This window comes from Microbacterium trichothecenolyticum, assembly GCF_041938625.1.
GTDB classification, from domain to species: Bacteria; Actinomycetota; Actinomycetes; order Actinomycetales; family Microbacteriaceae; genus Microbacterium; species Microbacterium trichothecenolyticum_D.
On record NZ_CP169427.1, the window covers coordinates 831698 to 850071 of the forward strand.

The 18374-nt window shown below is 71.3% G+C and carries 10 protein-coding genes; 5 read left to right on the forward strand and 5 right to left on the reverse strand.

Annotated features, from left to right (window positions below; genetic code table 11):
- Positions 1 to 202 precede the first annotated feature (202 nt).
- The 3 genes from ACEYYH_RS03820 to ACEYYH_RS03830 all read left to right on the forward strand — a co-directional run bounded on the left by ACEYYH_RS03820 (position 203) and on the right by ACEYYH_RS03830 (position 3956).
- Entirely contained in the window at positions 203 to 1873 is a 1671-nt protein-coding gene (locus tag ACEYYH_RS03820) for an ABC transporter substrate-binding protein (protein WP_374976966.1), read from the forward strand.
- A gap of 81 nt (positions 1874 to 1954) precedes the next feature.
- On the forward strand, positions 1955 to 2959 hold the full coding sequence (locus tag ACEYYH_RS03825) for an ABC transporter permease (protein ID WP_374976967.1): 1005 nt from the start codon (positions 1955 to 1957) through the stop codon (positions 2957 to 2959).
- 88 nt (positions 2960 to 3047) lie between these two features.
- On the forward strand, positions 3048 to 3956 hold the full coding sequence (locus ACEYYH_RS03830; RefSeq protein WP_374978154.1) for an ABC transporter permease: 909 nt from the start codon (positions 3048 to 3050) through the stop codon (positions 3954 to 3956).
- A gap of 61 nt (positions 3957 to 4017) precedes the next feature.
- Here the strand turns inward: ACEYYH_RS03830 and ACEYYH_RS03835 are convergent, their stop codons facing one another.
- Positions 4018 to 5793 carry a dipeptide ABC transporter ATP-binding protein gene (locus tag ACEYYH_RS03835; RefSeq protein WP_374976968.1) on the reverse strand — a complete coding sequence of 592 codons (1776 nt, stop codon included), beginning with the start codon at positions 5791 to 5793 and terminating at the stop codon, positions 4018 to 4020.
- A 258-nt stretch (positions 5794 to 6051) separates the two neighbouring features.
- On the opposite strand from ACEYYH_RS03835, the gene ACEYYH_RS03840 reads away from it, so the two are divergent.
- On the forward strand, positions 6052 to 6807 hold the full coding sequence (locus tag ACEYYH_RS03840) for a 5-oxoprolinase subunit PxpA (RefSeq protein WP_374976969.1): 756 nt from the start codon (positions 6052 to 6054) through the stop codon (positions 6805 to 6807).
- Entirely contained in the window at positions 6801 to 8435 is a 1635-nt protein-coding gene (locus tag ACEYYH_RS03845; RefSeq protein WP_374976970.1) for a 5-oxoprolinase/urea amidolyase family protein, read from the forward strand. The genes ACEYYH_RS03840 and ACEYYH_RS03845 overlap by 7 nt, the downstream gene beginning before the upstream one ends.
- A gap of 76 nt (positions 8436 to 8511) precedes the next feature.
- Here the strand turns inward: ACEYYH_RS03845 and ACEYYH_RS03850 are convergent, their stop codons facing one another.
- From ACEYYH_RS03850 to ACEYYH_RS03865, 4 genes are all read right to left on the reverse strand, one after another.
- Positions 8512 to 10719, reverse strand: coding sequence for a caspase family protein (locus tag ACEYYH_RS03850; protein ID WP_374976971.1), 2208 nt, complete (start codon positions 10717 to 10719; stop codon positions 8512 to 8514).
- Positions 10720 to 10787: 68 nt separating this feature from the next.
- On the reverse strand, positions 10788 to 12941 hold the full coding sequence (locus tag ACEYYH_RS03855; RefSeq protein ID WP_374976972.1) for a CHAT domain-containing protein: 2154 nt from the start codon (positions 12939 to 12941) through the stop codon (positions 10788 to 10790).
- 172 nt (positions 12942 to 13113) lie between these two features.
- Complete coding sequence (locus tag ACEYYH_RS03860) at positions 13114 to 15753, reverse strand: DUF4062 domain-containing protein (protein ID WP_374976973.1); 2640 nt, start codon at positions 15751 to 15753, stop codon at positions 13114 to 13116.
- Positions 15747 to 18365 (reverse strand): DUF4062 domain-containing protein, encoded by a 2619-nt coding sequence (locus ACEYYH_RS03865; protein ID WP_374976974.1) that lies wholly within the window; start codon positions 18363 to 18365, stop codon positions 15747 to 15749. Before ACEYYH_RS03865 ends, ACEYYH_RS03860 begins: the two co-directional genes overlap by 7 nt.
- Positions 18366 to 18374: the final 9 nt, after the last annotated feature.

The following is an 18374-nucleotide window of genomic DNA, read 5'->3' on the forward strand; positions in this document are numbered from 1 at the left end:
TCGCGAGTCCGCACAGGCATGACGCAGTTCGCCCAGTCCGCGGCATCCGTCCTTGTCGAAACACAATCGAGACACAGGTGTAATCCTCGATGCGCTCCTTCGCGGGTAGCGTCGGAGCATCACTCCCCGCTGAGGGCTGCGCGCACCTCTGCTCCACGACGATGTGCAGCGGAGCCCACACGACATGGAAGGTGCACAGCACATGTTCCACACTGCGAGAAGGCGCTGGCTCACCGGCGCCGCGACGGTCGCCATCGGTGCGATCGTCCTCACCGCCTGCGCGAGCGAGCGCGGCGGCGGCGACGACGACACGGCCGCCGACGTCGACGGCACGTTCGTCTTCGGAGCCCCCTCCGACCCGGCCAACCTGGATCCCGCGTTTGCGCAGGACGGTGAGACCTTCCGCGTGTCGCGCCAGATCTTCGAGGGGCTCGTGGGCACCGAGCCCGGGACCGCCGACCCGGCGCCACTCCTCGCCGAGTCGTGGGACTCCGCCGAGGACGGCATGTCGCACACGTTCGAGCTGAAGCAGGGTGTGACGTTCCACGACGGGACGCCGTTCAACGCCGAGGCCGTCTGCGCCAACTTCGATCGCTGGTACAACTGGACGGGCCTGGCGGCCACCGAGTCGCTGTCGTACTACTACGGCAAGCTCTTCCGCGGTTACGTCGAGACGCCTGAGTCCGCGGTCTACAAGTCCTGCACGCCCGACGGCGACTATTCGGTGACCATCGAGCTCAACCAGCCATTCGCCGGCTTCATCCCGGCCCTGTCGCTGCCCGCGTTCGCGATGCAGAGCCCGACGGCGCTCCAGGAGTACGACGCCGACGCAGTGAGCGGCTCGGAGGAGGCCCCCGAGCTGACCGAGTACGGTCAGGGACACCCCACCGGCACGGGGCCCTACAAGTTCGACGAGTGGGCTCCCGGTGAGAGCGTGACGCTCTCCGCGTACGAGGACTACTGGGGCGAGGCGGGACAGATCGACGAGATCATCTTCCGTACGATCGACGACCCGACCGCGCGCCGCCAGGCGCTGGAGTCCGGGTCCATCGACGGCTACGACCTCGTCGGTCCCGCCGATGCGGCCGCCCTGGAGGACGACGGCTTCACCATGGTGTCCCGTCCGCCTTTCACGATCCTGTACCTCGCCTTCAACCAGGCGGTCCCTGAGCTCCAGGACCCGAAGGTGCGCGAGGCGCTGTCGTACGCCATCGACAAGGACGCCCTCATCTCGCAGGTGCTCCCGGAGGGCACCGAGAAGGCGACCCAGTTCATTCCCGACGTGGTCAACGGATGGAACCCCGACGTCACCACGTACGAGTACGACCCCGAGAAGGCCATGTCGCTCCTCGCTGAGGCAGGCTACGACGAGGCGAACCCGCTGACGCTCGACTTCAACTACCCGGTCAACGTCTCGCGTCCGTACATGCCGGACCCCGAGCAGATCTTCACAGTCCTGTCGTCGCAGCTGTCGGAGGTGGGCGTGGTCACCAACCCGGTCACCGACGCGTGGAGCCCCGACTACCTCGACAAGATCACAGGGTCCTCGGACCACGGCATCCATCTGCTGGGCTGGACCGGCGACTACAACGACACCGACAACTTCGTCGGCGTGTTCTTCGGCGGGCAGTCCTCCGAGTGGGGCTTCGACAACCCGGAGCTGTTCGCGGCGCTGCAGGAGGCCCGCGGCGTTCCGAACCTCGAGGAGCAGACGGCGCTGTACGAGGAGATCAACCAGATGGTCGCGGAGTTCATCCCCGGCGTGCCGCTCGCGCACCCGGCGCCCACGCTGGCGTTCGCGCCGCGCGTGGAGAGCTACCCGGCCAGCCCGGTCAATGATGAGGTCTTCACGGACATCGTCCTGACCGAGTAACGACCGGCGCCCGTCCAGCGCGGTGCGGAGGAGGGCGATCCCTCCTCCGCACCGCGCGTCGATCCGACCCGGAGATCCCCCGTGCTGCGTACCATCGGCAACCGGCTACTGCTGCTCATCCCCACACTCCTCGGCCTCAGCATCCTCCTGTTCGTCTGGGTGCGCTCGCTCCCCGGCGGCCCCGCCGTCGCGCTTCTCGGCGAGCGCGCGACCCCGGAGGCCGTCGAGCGGATCAACGAGCTCTACGGGTTCAACCGCCCGATCCTCGAGCAGTACTTCGTCTGGCTCGGACGGCTCGCCACCGGCGACTTCGGAACGTCGATCGAGACGTCCCGCGCGGTGCTCGACGAGTTCTGGCGCCGGTTCCCCGCGACCGTCGAGCTGTCGATCGCCGCCCTCACCATCGCGGTCGGGATCGGCATCCCCCTCGGTTACTGGGCGGCACGTCATCACGGCAAGCTGAGCGATCACGCGGCGATCGTGTTCAGCCTCGTCGGCATCACCATCCCCGTCTTCTTCCTCGCTTTCCTGCTGAAGTACGTCTTCGCGGTGCAGCTGGGGTGGCTGCCGAGCGACGGGCGGCAGGATCCGCGCATCGATGCGACGCACCCGACGGGCTTCTATGTTCTCGACGGCATCCTGACGGGGGAGTGGGATGCCGCGTGGGATGCGATCCTTCACCTCATCCTGCCCGCGATCGCCCTCGGCACGATCCCCCTCGCGATCATCGTCCGGATCACACGCGCCTCGGTCCTCGAGGTGCAGAACTCCGACTACGTGCGCACCGGGCGGGCGAAGGGAATCAGCACCGGTACGCTCCGGCAGCGGTTCATCCTGCGCAACGCGATGCTCCCCGTCATCACCACGGTGGGTCTGCAGGTCGGGCTGCTGCTGGCCGGTGCGATCCTCACCGAGACGGTCTTCGCGTTTCCCGGGATCGGTTCGTTCATGGCCAACGCGATCCAGGCGCGCGACTTCCCCGTCCTGCAGGGCTTCATCATCTTCATCGCCATCATCTACGCATTCATCAACCTGACCGTCGACATCTCGTACAGCTTCATCGACCCGAGAGTGAGGGTCTCATGACCGTCCGCCCGCGCCCGAAGGGAGCTGCCGCGTGAGCTCCGTCATCCTGCCTCCCGCCCCCGACAGCGGCGGCGTCGACGACACCGCGATCGACGACGCCGAGCTGTTGGCCGCCAAGACGCGCGGCGGCGGAGGCTTCTGGCGCGATGTGTTCCGGCGCCTGCGCCGCAACCCGAGCGCGTGGATCGGCGCGGGGATCGTCTTCGTCTTCGTGGTCGTGGCGATCCTCGCGCCGTGGCTGGCCCCGTACCCCGAGACGGCACTGCCGGGCGCGGCGTACATCACGCCGACCTATATTCCGGGTCCCGGCGAGCTGCCGCAGTTCCCGCTGGGACTCGACCGCTTCGGCGGCGACGTGCTGTCCAAGCTCATCTGGGGAGCGCGCGCGTCGCTGGTGATCGGCGTCGTTTCGACGCTGTTCGGGCTCATCGGCGGCATGATCCTGGGCCTCATCGCCGGTGCGTTCGGCGGATGGGTCGACACCGTGATCATGCGGTTCGTCGACATCCTGCTCTCGGTCCCCAACCTGCTGCTGGCCGTCTCGATCGCCGCGATCCTCGGTCAGACCCAGCTCTCGGTGATGATCGCGATCGGGGCGTCGCAGGTGCCCATCTTCGCGCGGCTGCTGCGCGCATCGATGCTGCAGCAGCGCAACGCCGACTACGTGCTCTCTGCACAGACCCTCGGCCTCGGGCGCGGCACCATCACGATGAGCCACGTCCTTCCCAACAGCATCGGGCCCGTGATCGTGCAGGGCACGCTCACGCTGGCCACGGCCGTCATCGACGCGGCGGCGCTGTCGTTCCTCGGTCTCGGCGGCGGTCGCCCCGAGACGGCGGAGTGGGGCCGAATGCTCACCTACGCGCAGGCTGAGCTCGCGATCGCCCCGTGGCTCGCCTTCCTCCCGGGTCTCTGCATCATGATCACGGCCCTCGGCTTCACGCTGTTCGGCGAGGCGCTGCGCGAGGCCATGGACCCGCGCACGCGGGCTCGCTGACCCCTCGAAGGGCTGAGCGACCGGCGCACGTCCGCTCGCTGAGCCTCTCCGAACGCGCTGGTCAGACGGCGATGTCGAGCTCGTTGCCGGGGATCGACGCGAGGAGGCGCCGCGTGTACGGGTCGCGCGGATTGGTGAAGATCTCCTCGGAGGAGGCCGCCTCGACCAGCTCGCCATCCTTCATCACGCAGACGTAGTCGCTGATGAGTCGCACCACGGCGAGGTCGTGCGAGATGAAGAGGTAGCTCAGGCCGTACTCCCGCTGCAGGTCGCCGAGCAGTCGGAGGATCTGGTCCTGCACGAGCACGTCGAGCGCCGACACGGGCTCGTCGCACACGATGAGATCGGGCGCGAGCGCGAGCGACCGCGCGATGGCCACGCGCTGACGCTGGCCGCCCGAGAGCTCCGACGGATAGCGGCTCAGCATCGTCTGCGGCAGCGCCACGTCGTCGAGCAGCTGCCGGACGCGCGCGGCTCGCTCCTTGGAGGACCCGCGCTTGTAGAAGTCGAGCGGCTCGGTGATGATGCGCTCGATCGAGAACATGGGGTTCAGCGACGAGTACGGGTCCTGGAAGATCGGCTGCACCCGCTGGCGGAAGTCGCGGAGCTGACGCCCCTTGAGCGACGCGACGTCGACGCCGTCGAACCGGATCGATCCCTCGGTCGGCTCGATCACTTTCAGCAGCATGCGCGCGGTCGTCGTCTTGCCCGACCCCGACTCGCCGACGATCGCGACCGTCTCGCCGCGCGGGATCGCGAAGGACACGTCCTTGACGGCGGCGAAGTCCTCCTTGCTGCCGCGCACCTGGTAGATCTTCGTGAGCCCCTCCACCTCGACGATGTTGTCGGGAGCGGATGCCTCGGCCGAGGCGTCCGTGCCGGCCTGGTCGATGGCGGGCTCGGCGGCAGTGGGCTCACTCACGGTGGCGGGTGCGGCGTCCTTCTCGTCGGCCGGGGCGATGTCGGGCGCCGGGATCCCCGGCACGCTCGTGCGGAACACCTCGGGCCGCAGCCGCACCGCGGCGACCGAGGGGGCCGCCTTCACGAGGGCCTGGGTATAGGGGTGCTGGGGATCCTCCAGGATCTGCTGCGCCGGCCCCTGCTCGACGATGCGCCCGCGGTTCATCACGACGACCCTCGAGGCCCGTTCGGCCGCGAGGCCGAGATCGTGCGTGATGAGCATGACCGAGGTGCCGCGTTCGCTCGTCATCCGCCCGAGCTGGTCGAGGATGGTCTTCTGCACGGTGACGTCGAGGGCGCTCGTGGGCTCGTCGGCGATGAGCAGCTTCGGGTCGCAGGCGAGGCCGATCGCGATGAGCGCGCGCTGGCGCATGCCGCCCGAGAACTCGTGGGGGTACTGCTTGGCCCGTTCGGCGGCGTTGGGCAGACCGGCGGCCGCGAGCGTCTCGACGACCTTGCGATCCACATCCTTGCGTGTGGCGAGGTCATGGGCGAGCAGGGTCTCGGCGATCTGCGTGCCGATCTTCGCCACCGGGTTGAGGTTCGACATCGGGTCCTGCGGCACCAGACCGATCGAGCGGCCGCGGATGGTGCGCATCCTGCTCTCGGGGGCACCCACCAGGTCTTCGCCCTCGAAGAGGATGCTGCCCTGGGTCACCTTGCCGTTGCCCGGCAGCAGTCCAATCGTGGCCATCGCGGTCGTGGACTTGCCCGAGCCGGACTCGCCGACGATCGCGAGCGTCTCGCCGGCGGCGATGTCGAGGTCGACGCCCTCGACGGCGTGCACCGGACCGTCGATGGTCTGGAACTGGACGGCGACGTCTCGCACCTGGAGCAGCGGCGCTCCGACCGCGAGACGTGGGGTGGTTCGGGCCATGCGCTCCATCCTGCCCCGCGTTGTCGCAATGCGCACCTGCCGACCACCAGCCTTTACGGATCCGTAACGAGGCGCGGCGCGGCGTGAGCATGATGCACCGCACTCAGCGTAGAGGGTTCCGGGGCGCGGGGGCCGTGCCGCAACTCCGCACGATCGGCGCCGTGGGACGCGAAACCCGCCCTACGCGGCGCAACCTCCGGCGTGCTGGAGGAGTTGTGGCACGGGGCCCACCGCACGGCTCCGCAGTACCGTTGAAGAATGGCGACGATCGACCTCAACGCGGACCTCGGCGAGATCGTCGGCGGGGTTCCCACGGCCGACGACGAGGCGATGTTCGCCGTGATCTCGAGCGCGAACGTGGCCTGCGGCGGGCATGCGGGCGATGCCGCATCGATGCGCGAGGCGGTGGTGCGGGCCGAGCGCTTCGGCGTCGCCGTCGGAGCGCACCCGTCTTACCCCGATCGTGGGAACTTCGGCCGCGTCGCCGTCGTGATCGACCCCGCCGAGCTCATCGCCACGGTCGCGCAGCAGCTCGCGGCGCTCGCCGACGCGGGCGCCGACCTCCGCTACGTCAAGCCGCATGGTGCGCTGTACCACGCGGTCATCTCCGACCGCGCGCAGGCCGACGCCGTCGCCCGCGCCATCGCCGACCTCTCGGCGCTGCTCGGCCGGCCTCTGCCCGTGCTGGGCCTGCCCGGCGAGATGGAGCGGGCCGCAGCATCCGTCGGTCTGCCGTTCATCCGCGAGGCGTTCCTCGATCGCGGTTATCTGCCGGATGGCTCGCTCGTGCCGCGCACACAGCCCGGCGCCCTGCTCGACGACCCGGAGTGGGTGGCCGAGCGGGCCGTGCGCCTCGCGCGCGAGGGCGTCGTCGAGGCGCTCGACGGCTCTCTGGTGCGCGCGGACGCCGCGTCGCTCTGCGTCCACGGCGACTCGCCGTCGGCCGTCGACATGGCCCGCGCCGTGCGCGCGGCGCTCGACGCCGCCCGCGTGGAGGTGCGGGCGCCGTGGTGACCCCGCGCGTGCGGCCGATGGGGGAGCGCGCGTTCCTCCTCGAGGTCGGCGCGCTCGACGAGGTGCTTCCGCTGCACGCCGCGCTCGCCGCCTCGCGTCCGGACGGCGTCGTCGACCTCGTGCCCGCGGCGCGCACGGTGCTCGTGCGGGTCGACCCGCGGCTGCTCCCGGTGCCCACGGCCCGCTCGTGGGCGCTCGCTGCGGCGACGACGGCGGTGCGGGAGACGGATGCCGCGGCCCCGACCGTAGAGCTCGACATCGCGTACGACGGGCCCGATCTGGCCGACACCGCGCGACTGCTGGGCGCCGACGCCGACGAGCTCGTGCGGCGCCATGCCGGGGCGCAGTGGCGCGTCGCGTTCACCGGCTTCGCCCCGGGCTTCGGCTATCTCGTGAGCGACGACTGGCCGTTCGACGTTCCCCGGCTCGAGTCGCCCCGCACCCGCGTGCCGGCGGGCTCCGTCGGGCTCGCGGGCGCCTTCAGCGGCGCCTACCCGCGCGACACCCCTGGCGGCTGGCGGCTCATCGGCACGACGGCGGCACGCCTGTTCGACCTGGATGCCGCGTCCCCCGCGCTCCTCTCCCCGGGTGCGCGCGTGCGGTTCCGCCCGGTGCCCACCGCCGACTCCGGGGCTCGCTCCGCTCCGATCGCAAGCCGCTCCCCTGTCACGGATGGTCGGCATGAGCAGCAGGTTGTGACGGGTGAGCGGTTGCATGCCGGGGGTGTGGGGGGCCACACGGAAGAGCGGGCGGCGGGTCGCAGCATCCGTGTCGTCGAACCGGGTCTTCTGGCGACCGTGCAGGATCTCGGGCGGGAAGGTGCAGGCGCCGTCGGCGTCGCGGTGTCGGGGGCCCTCGACCGCGGTGCGCTGCGCACCGCGAACCGACTGGTCGGCAACCCGGAGAGCGCCGCCGGCCTCGAGGTGACGATGGGCGGGCTGCGCGCCGTCGCCGACGCCGATCTCTGGGTCGCGGTGACGGGCGCGTGGGGCACGGTGCGTCTCGACGGGCGCGAGGTGGATCCGTACGAGGCTCACGAATGGCGTGCCGGCGCAGAATTGCACGTCGACTGGTTCGCGCACGGCGCGCGCGGCTACGTCGGCGTCCGCGGCGGCCTCGACGCGCGGGTCGCGCTCGGCTCGCGGGCGACCGATCTGCTCGCGGGCCTCGGGCCCGCGGCGCTTCGCGCAGGCGACATCGTGCGCGTGCGCGACGACGTCGCGGCACCCATCCCTGTCGCTCCTCCCGCCGGCTGGGGGGCGCCGCACGATGACGAGCTCGAACTCGAGCTCGCGCCCGGTCCGCGGGCCGACTGGTTCGCCCCGGTGGCGCTCGCGACCCTGTACGACACGGTGTGGACCGTGTCGAACCACGCCGACCGGGTCGGCGCCCGCCTGGACGGGCCGGAGCTCGCGCGCGTGCGCACCGGCGAGCTCGCGAGCGAGGGAATGGTGCCGGGCGCGCTGCAGGTGCCGCCGAGCGGCCGACCCACGATCCTCCTCGCCGACGGCCCCGTGACCGGCGGCTACCCCGTCATCGCGGTCGTGGCCGACGCGAGCCTCGACCTCGTCGCGCAGGCGCGTCCGGGAACCCGCATCCGCTTCCGGCACGCCCGACCGGCGGGCTGATCCCGCGCCTCGCGTGCGGCGGCCCACGGGGCCCGCAACGGGCTCCCGCGGGTCGTGACACCCCGAAGCGGAGCGGCTACTGCGAGCCGGACTCCAGCAGGTCCGCCGTCGCCCGCAGGATCGCGACGATCGCGGCGGTGCGCACGTCGGCAGCGGAGCGCTGGCCGTCGGTCTCGGCGACGAGCTTCTGCGCTTCGACGGTGTCGTGCAGCGACGTCAGCAGCACCCGAGAGCCGAGCGGGCCGGCCGCCGAGAGCATCGGCCGCTGCTCGTAGGTGTCGTCGATGATGTCGAACACGGCGGCGACGAACTCGCTGTTCGTGAGGCCCGGGCTCTTGGCCAGCACGGCGAGCGCCGCGGTCGTGAACACGCCGTGCCCGTTCGTCTCGAGCGCCACCTGGTCGGGCTGGCACGCGCTGAAGAGCACTTCGCGCTGCTCGCCACGGGGTGCCGGAGCCTCGGCGGCGCGGTCGGTCTCGACCGCGACGACGCGCTCCCAGGCCGCTCGCCGGAAATCGTCGCCGAGGGCGGCGGCCCGCTTGTCTCGGAAGGCCTCCACCTCGTCGCCGTCGAGCACCGTCATGCGGGGCGTCGTGCCGGGAGGGAACTTCTTCGCATCGAACTCCGAGCGCGTGAGGCCGCGGTTGACGGTGCCCGAGTGGCACGAGTCGAAGAAGAGCGTCGCCGCCACGCCGTCGGGGATCGCATCCCAGATCGCGCCGAGGTCGTCGTCGATGATCAGCTCGCCCCCGCGGAAGTCGACGGGGCAGAGCGCCTCGTCACTCGCGCCGAACGTGTCGGTCTCGTCCCCGTCGAGGTCGGGGACGAACGTTCCGTGCCCGGCGAACTGGATCGCGACGACGTCGCCGTCCCGCGCCGTCGAGACCTTGTCGAGCATCGCACGGAGGATCTCGTCGCGCGTCGCGTCGCCGTCGCGGATGTACTCGACCTCGAACTTCGCGGCTTCGAGGGCGGCGCCCCAGGCGTTGGCGTCGGCCACGCAGCCGCCCAGAGGGTCCTTCGGGTACTTGTCGATGCCGATGCACAGCGCGAGCTTGCGGGGCACGGCGCCCCGTACCCCCGTCGGCTCGGGGCGCGGCGTGCGCGAGCTCCCGCCTTCGAGCACGACCTCGCGCGCCCGCTTCGGGAAGTCCGCGACACCGTCGGGCTCGTCGCTGTCGGGCACACCGACGACACGACGCGCGAGGCTCATCATCGTCTCGACGTCGTTGTCGAAGTCGCCGTGGGAGGTCGCCTGCGTGCTGCTGAGACGGCCCTTCGAGACCGGGCCCCTCACGAGGCGGCCGGGGTCGTCGCCGAGGTACGCCATGGTGCGCCCGGCACCGCGGAGGTGCTCGTCGAGCCCGAGGATCTTGGCACCCTTCTCCGCCTCGAACGCCCGCGAGACGAGGTACAGCAGGGACTTGCGGTAGACCCCCGCGGTGTTGTCCCGCTTCTCGTGCGTCTCATCCATCGTGAAGATCGCGACGTCGTGGATCTTCCCGGACTCGGCCAGGGGCAGCAGCGTCGCCTCGAAGGTGTCGAGCCGCACGGCCGGCGCGAGGAAGGTCACGCTCGCGACGTGATCGACGGCATCGGCGCCGTCGAACAGCCGCGGGACGAAGTGCGAGTGGTAGATCGATCCCGCGCTGTGCCCGGCCACGTGGATCTCTATCGCCCCCTGGTTGGCGGCCATGTACTCGCGGAGGGCACCGGCGAGCACGTCCGCACCGCCGCGGGTGCCGTCCTTCAGTGAGGGGAGGCAGGCGGCCGCCGAGTCGAGCTTCATGTCGTCCCAGAACTTGCGCCCGCCGAGCACGCGCGCGGCGGCCTCGACGGCGAGATCGGTGATGTCGGTGAAGCCCCGCTTGCCGGTGGCCTTGCCCGAGAGGACGTCGGCCAGCGTCGTCATGAGCCCGCTCTCCCACACGAGGTGGATCGGGTACACCCCGTTCTTCTTCCACCACGCGACCTGGTGGTGGGCCGTCTGCAGACCCGCGCCCTTGTCGGTGAGTCCACCATGCGCCCAGATCAGCACCGGGACGGGCGGCGGCACGTCGCCCTTCGGCGCCTTCTTCGCCTGCTGCTCGACGAACGCCGCGAGATCGGTCGTGACGATCCGGCGCACGTCGTCGGCCGTGGTCGCGAAGTCCTCGACGCTGCGGGGCTTCGCCACCGCCGTCTTCGCGAGCTTGCCGTCGGCGGTGTGGACGACGTGCTTGCGCAGCGCTGCGAGATCCGCCGCGCTCAGGGTCGCCCCTCGGGGGGCTGTGGTGGTGGGCATGGTGTCACGTCCTGTCTGCTGGTGGATGGCGGTGGGCGGTGGTGCGGCGGCCCGTGCGCGCGGGCCGCTCATCGGGGTTCGAACCTCGCGCGGGGATCGGCGAAGACGGTGAAGGCGAGCGAGGTGAGATCTCCCGCCTCGCGGGCGGCGCGGCGCGCAGCCAGAACGGCCTCGCCGAGGGTGGCGCCGTCGCGCAGCGCCTGCTCGTAGAACGTGCGGACGAACACCGATGTGACGTCGTCGCGCACGGCCCACGAGCACCCGATGAACACCCCGACCCCTCCCCGCAGGAACACCTCGGCGAACCCGCCGAGCCCGGTGGCTCCCGAGCGCAGGCGCCCCACATCGCACGCGCTCAGGAAGACGAACGGCGTCGACTCCCGCGCGCGATCGCCGTCGGCTTCGGGCATGTCGCGTCGGGCATCGGAGTCGGTGTACGAGGCGGAATCGTCGTTGCGGCGGAGCGAGAAGCGCGCGAACGCGATCTCCTGGCCGAGCGGCGCGACGTCGCGCCAGCGGCCGTGCCCGGCGAAGTGCAGGAGGTCGAAGTCGCCCTCGCTGATCGCGGCGCGCAGCTGCGCGGAGTCCGATGCGGTCCGGGGCGCCCGCTTGAGGAGCTTCTTGAGCACCGTGACCTCCTCGCGGGCGCGAGGCAGGCGCAGACGCCGGTTGACGTAGCTCGGCGCGATGGCGACGACACGGCGGGGATCGATGGGGATGACGGTGGGCCGGGGCGTCCCGTACATCCACCGCATGAGCCCGAGGTCCCCGAGGAAGAACCGATCCGCGTCCGGCCGCTGGTTGCCCACCGGCACCAGGTGCACGATCTCCCACGGGATGTCGAGCTCGCCCGACGTCTGCAGCACCAGCTGCGAGATGCGCCGCCGCCGGTTCCACAGCAGGGAGTTCACGTCGTCGCCGAGGAGCTCGCGCGCGATCCGCGCACCGAGCGAGCGCACCTCTCGCCGCGCGGTCGCGGCGGCCGCTTCGGCGTCGGCCTTGGCCTCTTCCTCATACGTCGAGCGGATGCCCGCGAGATCGGCGTAGATCTGCTCGACGTACGCCGCCTTGTCGGGCAGGTGCGCGGTGTGCCGCGCGACGGTGTCGCCGATCTTCACGGTGATGACGAGCTCGCTCTCGCCGCTCGCGATGGACTCGTCGATCGCGAGCGTCGGCAGGTCGGCGATGCTCCGCGGCGGGACGGCGACGGATGCCTCGACCACGTGCGGGTCGCCCGGATCGGCGCCGCCCGCATCGGCGGGGAGGATCGGAGCGCTCAGCGCGAGCGTGGCGAGTGTCGCCATGACGGGCGGCTGCGTGAACTTCACGGTGATGTGGCCGCGTCCGGGATCTCGAGGCACGAGCCGGAAGACGAGCCGTCGGGGTTCGTCGGCGGAGGCGGGCAGGGTGGTGGTCAGAGACGCCGTCTGCCCGTCGGCGAACGAGAGCCCGCGGAGCTGGACCGCCACCTCGATCTCGCGCGTCGGGTCGAAGGTCGCCGGCGCCTTGATGTGCGCGGTGCCCGCGGCCGGGACGAGGTCCTGCAGCGACACCCGGATCACCGCCTCGAACTCGACCCCCTGCAGGAGCCGCGACGGGATCGCCGCGTCGACGAACGCCGGGACGGGCGCAGCGCCCGACACACCGGTCGACGGTGCTGCCGGCCGCGCCGCAGGGCCGGGCGCAGGCGCCGGTACAGGAGTCGGCGCGGGCGGGGGCGCCGGTGCCGGAGCCGCCATCGGCGGGGGCGCGAGTCCGGGGGAGCGACCACCCGTGCCGAAGCCCCCGCCGAAGACGTCTCCGAGGTCGGGCGGCGGTTCGGCCATCGTTGCCTCTTCGCCGCCGGCGCCCATGCCCCCCTGCGCGACCTTCTCCTCGAGCGCGGCCATCCCCGTCTCGAAGTCGCTCGCGACGATGCTGAGGTGCACCCTCTCGCCGTCGGCCACTGCGATCCGCACAGAGTAGCCGTCGCCGTCGGGCTCGAGGTGGACGAGCTCCACCCCGGAGTCGCGCGCGACGATCACGGCGTAGTGGAAGTCGTCGGATCCGTGCACGCGCACCGTCGCCACGGTGTCCGCGCGCGCTTCCAGCACGGCGTCGGCCAGCAGAATGATGCCCGTCGGGTCCGGGCCGGTGCCGGGCGGGGCGGGATCCAGGCGCACCTCGAGGGCGTCGGCGTCGGCGTCGACGCCGACGCGCGGCACATCCGGAACCAGAGCCATCCCGACCCCCTCGCTCCGCTGCCCGTTCCCCACGGGCACCGCCACCTGATGAATCCGAGGAGTGCAGTCCGGTGCACAGCATACGAGCGCACACCTCACCGCACCAGAGCGCTTCGCGACAGGTCCTGATACCTCGGATTCACGGATGCTGCGGCCCGCAGCATCCGTCCTGCTACCAGGCTTTCAGCGCCTCGGCGACGGTCGCGAAGTCGTGCTCCGCGAGCGCCAGCTGCACCGCCTCGGCGACGGTCAGCTCGGCTCCGGCGATCTCGCCCGCGTCGACGCTCTGCGGATCGCGGCCGCGGAGGATCTCGAGGTACGGGGTGTGGACCGTGAAGGCCTCCACGTCGAAGATGCCGATGCGCCGGCGGATCTCGCCGGCCGCCACGGCCAGGGCCGCCGCCCGCCACGCGTCGCCGTGCGCGGCCGCGACCGCGCACACGCCCTCGAGCCCGTACGCGACGCCCTCCTCGTAGTGCAGCCCGACCGACAGCAGCAGCGTGTGCACGAACTCCCGCTCCGCCTCGTCGATGCGGCCGAGCTGGAAGTTGAGCCGCGACCGGAGGTTGCCGGCGACGGAGGTCGTGAACAGGTCACCCCGTGACTGGGCCACCGCGGTGGCGCGATCGAAGTGCGCGAGGGCATCGTCGGTGGAACCGCGCACCCATGCGAGTCGACCGAGGGAGACCTCGGTGATCGCCTCGGCCCACGTGTTGCCGCGATCCCGCAGCGTCACGACCGCTTCGCGCAGCTCGGCCTCGGCCTTGTCGGTGTCGAGATGGGAGAACTGCACGCGCGCCGTCGCGCGGGCGGCGAGCGCCATCGCCGCGGCATCCTCGTCGCCGCTCTCGCGGAAGAGGCGGACGCACTCGCCGAGGCCCGCCACCACCTGTTCGCTGGGCCGCTGCCACATCTCGCCCCACAGCGCGAAGAACCACGCGATCGCGCGGGTGTGAGCTGTGATCGGCTGCTCGTGCTGCTTCTCGAGGAGCTCCAGCATCCACACCCGCACCTCGGCGAAGAAGCCGGAGATCCACCAGTAGATGAGCAGGCTCCATGCGAAGTCGCCGGCGTCGTCGAGCCGGTTCGTGTAGACGAGGTGGCGCACGGCCGCGCGCAGGTTCGGCAGATCGAGGCCGAGCCGCACCACCGCGTCGGCCTGTCCGCGCCCGCCGAGGTCGGGGGCGATCTGCTGGACGAGCCCCCGGTAGTAGTCGGCGTGTGCGCGCCGCACGCGCTGTGCGTCGCCGCGCTCCTTGAGGCGTCCGAGCGCGTACTCGCGCACGATCGCGAGCAGCGAGAACACCCGCCGGCCGCCGACCTCGCTCTGCTTCACGAGTGAGCCGTCGGCGAGGGCCGCGAGCGCGTCGATCGCGTGGCCGCCCCACGAGCGCCCCTCGCCGAGCGCCTCGACGGCGTCGAGCGTGAACCGCGTGGCGAACACCCCGAGGTCCTCGAGGAGGTCGCGCTGCTCAGGCGGCAGGAGACTCACGCTCCAGTCGATCGTCGCCCGCATCGTGCGGTGGCGCTCAGGCAGATCGCGCACGGCCGCCGTCAGGAGCGGGAGGCTCTGCTCGAGGCGCGAGGCGATCTGCGCCGGGGTGAGCAGGCGCACCTTCGCCGCGGCGAGTTCGATCGCAAGCGGCAGCCCCTCGAGCCGGCGGCAGATGTCGGCGAGGTCCCGGGCGTTGTCGGGCGTGACGTCGAAGTGGGGATGGATCGCCCGCGCCCGGTCGACGAACAGCGACACGGCCGCCGAGCGCGTGGTGCGGTCGAGGCTCGCCGGGCCCTCGCCGGCGGGCGTCGTGAGCGGCGGCACCTCGTAGACACGCTCGCCGCGGATGCGCAGCACGATGCGGCTGGTCACCAGGAACGTCGCCTTCGGCGCGACCGTGTACAGCCGCACCAGGACGGGTGCAGCATCCACGATCTGCTCGAAGTTGTCGAGCACGATCAGCACGCGGCGATCCGCGAGGGCATGGGCGATGCGCTCCTCGAGCGCGGCTTCGCCGTTGTCGCGGATGCCGAGATAGTAGGCGATGGTCGGCAGCAGCAGTCCCGCCTCGAGCACGCCCTCGAGGAGGACGAAGTACACGCCGTCGGGGAACAGGTCGGCGCAGGCCCGGGCGGACTCGATCGCGAGCCGGCTCTTGCCGATGCCGCCGGGACCGATGAGGCTCACCACGCGGTCGGTGCCGCGCGCCAGGAGCGTGCGCACGGCATCGATGTCGACCTCGCGGCCGATGGTGGTCGTGTACGGCACCGGGACGCGGCCGACCAGGCTCACCGGAGCGGCGCCGGCGTCGAGCTTCTCCGGCGCACGGGATTCGTCGAAGCGTTCGGCGAGGAGCATGGCGAGGTCGCCGGCGACCTGGTCTTCGAGGTCTTGGGCGTTGTGGAAGTGGAGGTAGGCGGCGGTGTCGTCGGCTTGGATGCGGGCGATGAGGTCTGCCAGGCGGGGGTCGCGGGTGTCGGCGTCTTTGACGTAGATGAGTTTGGGCATGCCGGCGGGGGCGAGGTTGTATTCGTCTTCGAGGCCGGAGACGTTCTCGTCGGGGGCGATCCAGCCGTAGCTCTGGCCGTAGATGCCGATGAAGATGTCGGATTGGGCGAGGTAGGAGCGGTAGAGGTCTCGGGGCGGGTGGGGGCGTGCGCCGAGTTCGAACATCACGGGGGCGAGCCGGAGTCGCTCGATCGCCGACCGCACTGCTTCGCGTTCTTCCGCGAGCTCGCGCAGGGTCGAGCTCACGAACACCCGGATCCGCTGGTCGGGCGTACGGATCACGGGAGTCCGCTCGAGGCCCGTCACCACGAAGGGACCTTCTCGCGGACGTCCGCGTCGGCGTCGGGCAGCGCGATCGCGATCGCCTGCGCGAGGCCCATCTCCCTGCCCGCGCGCTCGCCGGCCTCGACGCTCTCGGGGTCGACGGCCCGCAGCGCCTCGAGCGGTGCGAGGTGCACGGCGAACCCTTCGATGTCGTAGATGCCCGTCGTCTCGCGGATCGTCGCCGCCACCGCGGCCAGGGCGCCGGCCCGCCAGGCGTCGCCGTGCGAGGCGGCGATCGCGCACATGCCCTCGAGTCCGTAGGTGGCGCCGTCGACGAAGTGCAGCCGGATCGACAGCAGCAGCGTCAGCAGGAACTCCGCCTCGGCCTCGTCGCGCTCGCCCAGCACGAAACGCAGACGCGCGCGGTTGTTCCCGGCCACGACGCGGGTGAACGCGTCATCAGCGGCGTCGGCGATGTCGACCGCCCGCCCGAGGTGCTCGAGCGCCGCCGGGATGTCGCGACGCAGCATGCCGAACTGACCGAGCACCGTCTCGGCGAGGGACTCCGCCCAGCTGTCGCCGAGGTCGTGGAGCGTCGCGATCGCCTCGCCGATCTCGGCCAGGAACACCTCTTCGTCGAGGTCGGCGGACTGCAGCCGGGTCGACGCCTTCGCGGCGAGCGCCATCGCGGCGGCCTGCTCGTCGCCGCTCTCGGTGAACAGCCACACGACCTCGCCGAGGCGCTCCACCGCCTGATCGTTCGGGCGCTGCCACAGCTCCGCCCACAGCGGGAAGAACGTCGCGATCGCGCGCGTGCGCGGGGTCAGCGGCATCCGCTTCTCAATCAGTTCCAGCATCCACAGCCGCACGTCGGCGAAGTACCCGCAGATCCACCAATAGGGGAGCATCGTCCACGCGAAGTCGCCGGCGTCGTCGAGGCGGTTCATGGAGACGAGATGGCGGGCCGCGGCGCGCAGGTTCGGCACCTCGAGCCCCAACTCGGCGACGGCGTCGATCTGCTCGGCGCCGCGCAGCCGCGGCGCGATCCGGTGCACCAGGTCGAGGTAGTAGTCGGCGTGGGCGATCCGCATCGCGTCCGCCGCGCGGCGGGATTCGAGCGTCTCGAGGGCGTACTCGCGCACGATCGCCAGGAGCGAGAACACCGAGCGGCCGCCGGAGTCGATGCGCTGCACCAGCGACGCGTCGATCAGCGCGGCGAGCGTCTCGATCGTCTGGGGACCCCACGAGCGGCTCTCGCCCACCGCCTCGACCGACTCGAGGCTGAACCGGGCGGCGAACACGCCGAGGTCCTCGAGCATCGCGCGCTGCTCGTCGGCCAGGAGGCCCACACTCCAGTCGATGGTCGCGCGCATGGTGCGGTGGCGGTCGGGGAGGTCGCGCACCGAGGTGGACAGCAGGGGGAGGGTGTGCCCGAGCCGCTCGGCGACGTCGTGCGGCGAGAGGAGCCGGATCTTCGCCGCGGCGAGTTCGATCGCGAGCGGCAGCCCGTCGAGCCGGCGGCAGATGGCGACGACGTCTGCCGCGTTCTCGGTGGTCAGCCGGAACCCGGGCAGCGCAGCGGCGGCACGCTCGGCGAACAGCACGCACGCCGAGGACGCCTCCGCCTGAGCGAGCGTTGCGGGCACGTCCGGCGCGGGCGTCGCGAGAGACTCGACCTCGAAGACGCGCTCCCCGCGGATGCGCAGCACGATACGGCTCGTCACCAGGAAGCACGCGCGCGGCGCCAACGAGTACAGGCGCACGAGGACCGGCGCCTCGTCGATGATCTGCTCGAAGTTGTCGAGCACGATCAGCACGTGCCGGTCGCCGATCGCCTGCGCGATCCGCTCCTCGAGCGTGGCGGCGCCGGTGTCGCGCACGCCCAGGATGTAGGCGATGGTCGGCAGCAGAAGACCGGGTTCGAGCACCCCCTCCAGCGGCACGAAGTAGACCCCGTCGGGGAACAGATCGGTGTTGGCGTGGGCCGCCTCGATGGCGAGCCGGCTCTTGCCGATGCCGCCGGGACCGATGAGGCTCACGACCCGGTGCAGGCCGCCGGCCAGCAGCGCCCGGATCTCGGCGAGCTCGCCCTCCCGCCCGATCGTCTCGGTGTACGGCTCGGGCACGCGTGCGGCGAGCGAGATCTCGGCGGCCGTTGCAGGCTCCGTGCGCCGCGACTGGTCGAAGCGTTCGGCGAGGAGCATGGCGAGGTCGCCGGCGACCTGGTCTTCGAGGTCTTGGGCGTTGTGGAAGTGGAGGTAGGCGGCGGTGTCGTCGGCTTGGATGCGGGCGATGAGGTCTGCCAGGCGGGGGTCGCGGGTGTCGGCGTCTTTGACGTAGATGAGTTTGGGCATGCCGGCGGGGGCGAGGTTGTATTCGTCTTCGAGGCCGGAGACGTTCTCGTCGGGGGCGATCCAGCCGTAGCTCTGGCCGTAGATGCCGATGAAGATGTCGGATTGGGCGAGGTAGGAGCGGTAGAGGTCTCGGGGCGGGTGGGGGCGTGCGCCGAGTTCGAACATCACGGGGGCGAGCCGGAGTCGCTCGATCGCCGACCGCACTGCTTCGCGTTCTTCCGCGAGCTCGCGCAGGGTCGAGCTCACGAACACCCGGATCCGCTGGTCGGGCGTACGGATCACGGGGTGTTCCACCCCAGTCATGTGCATATA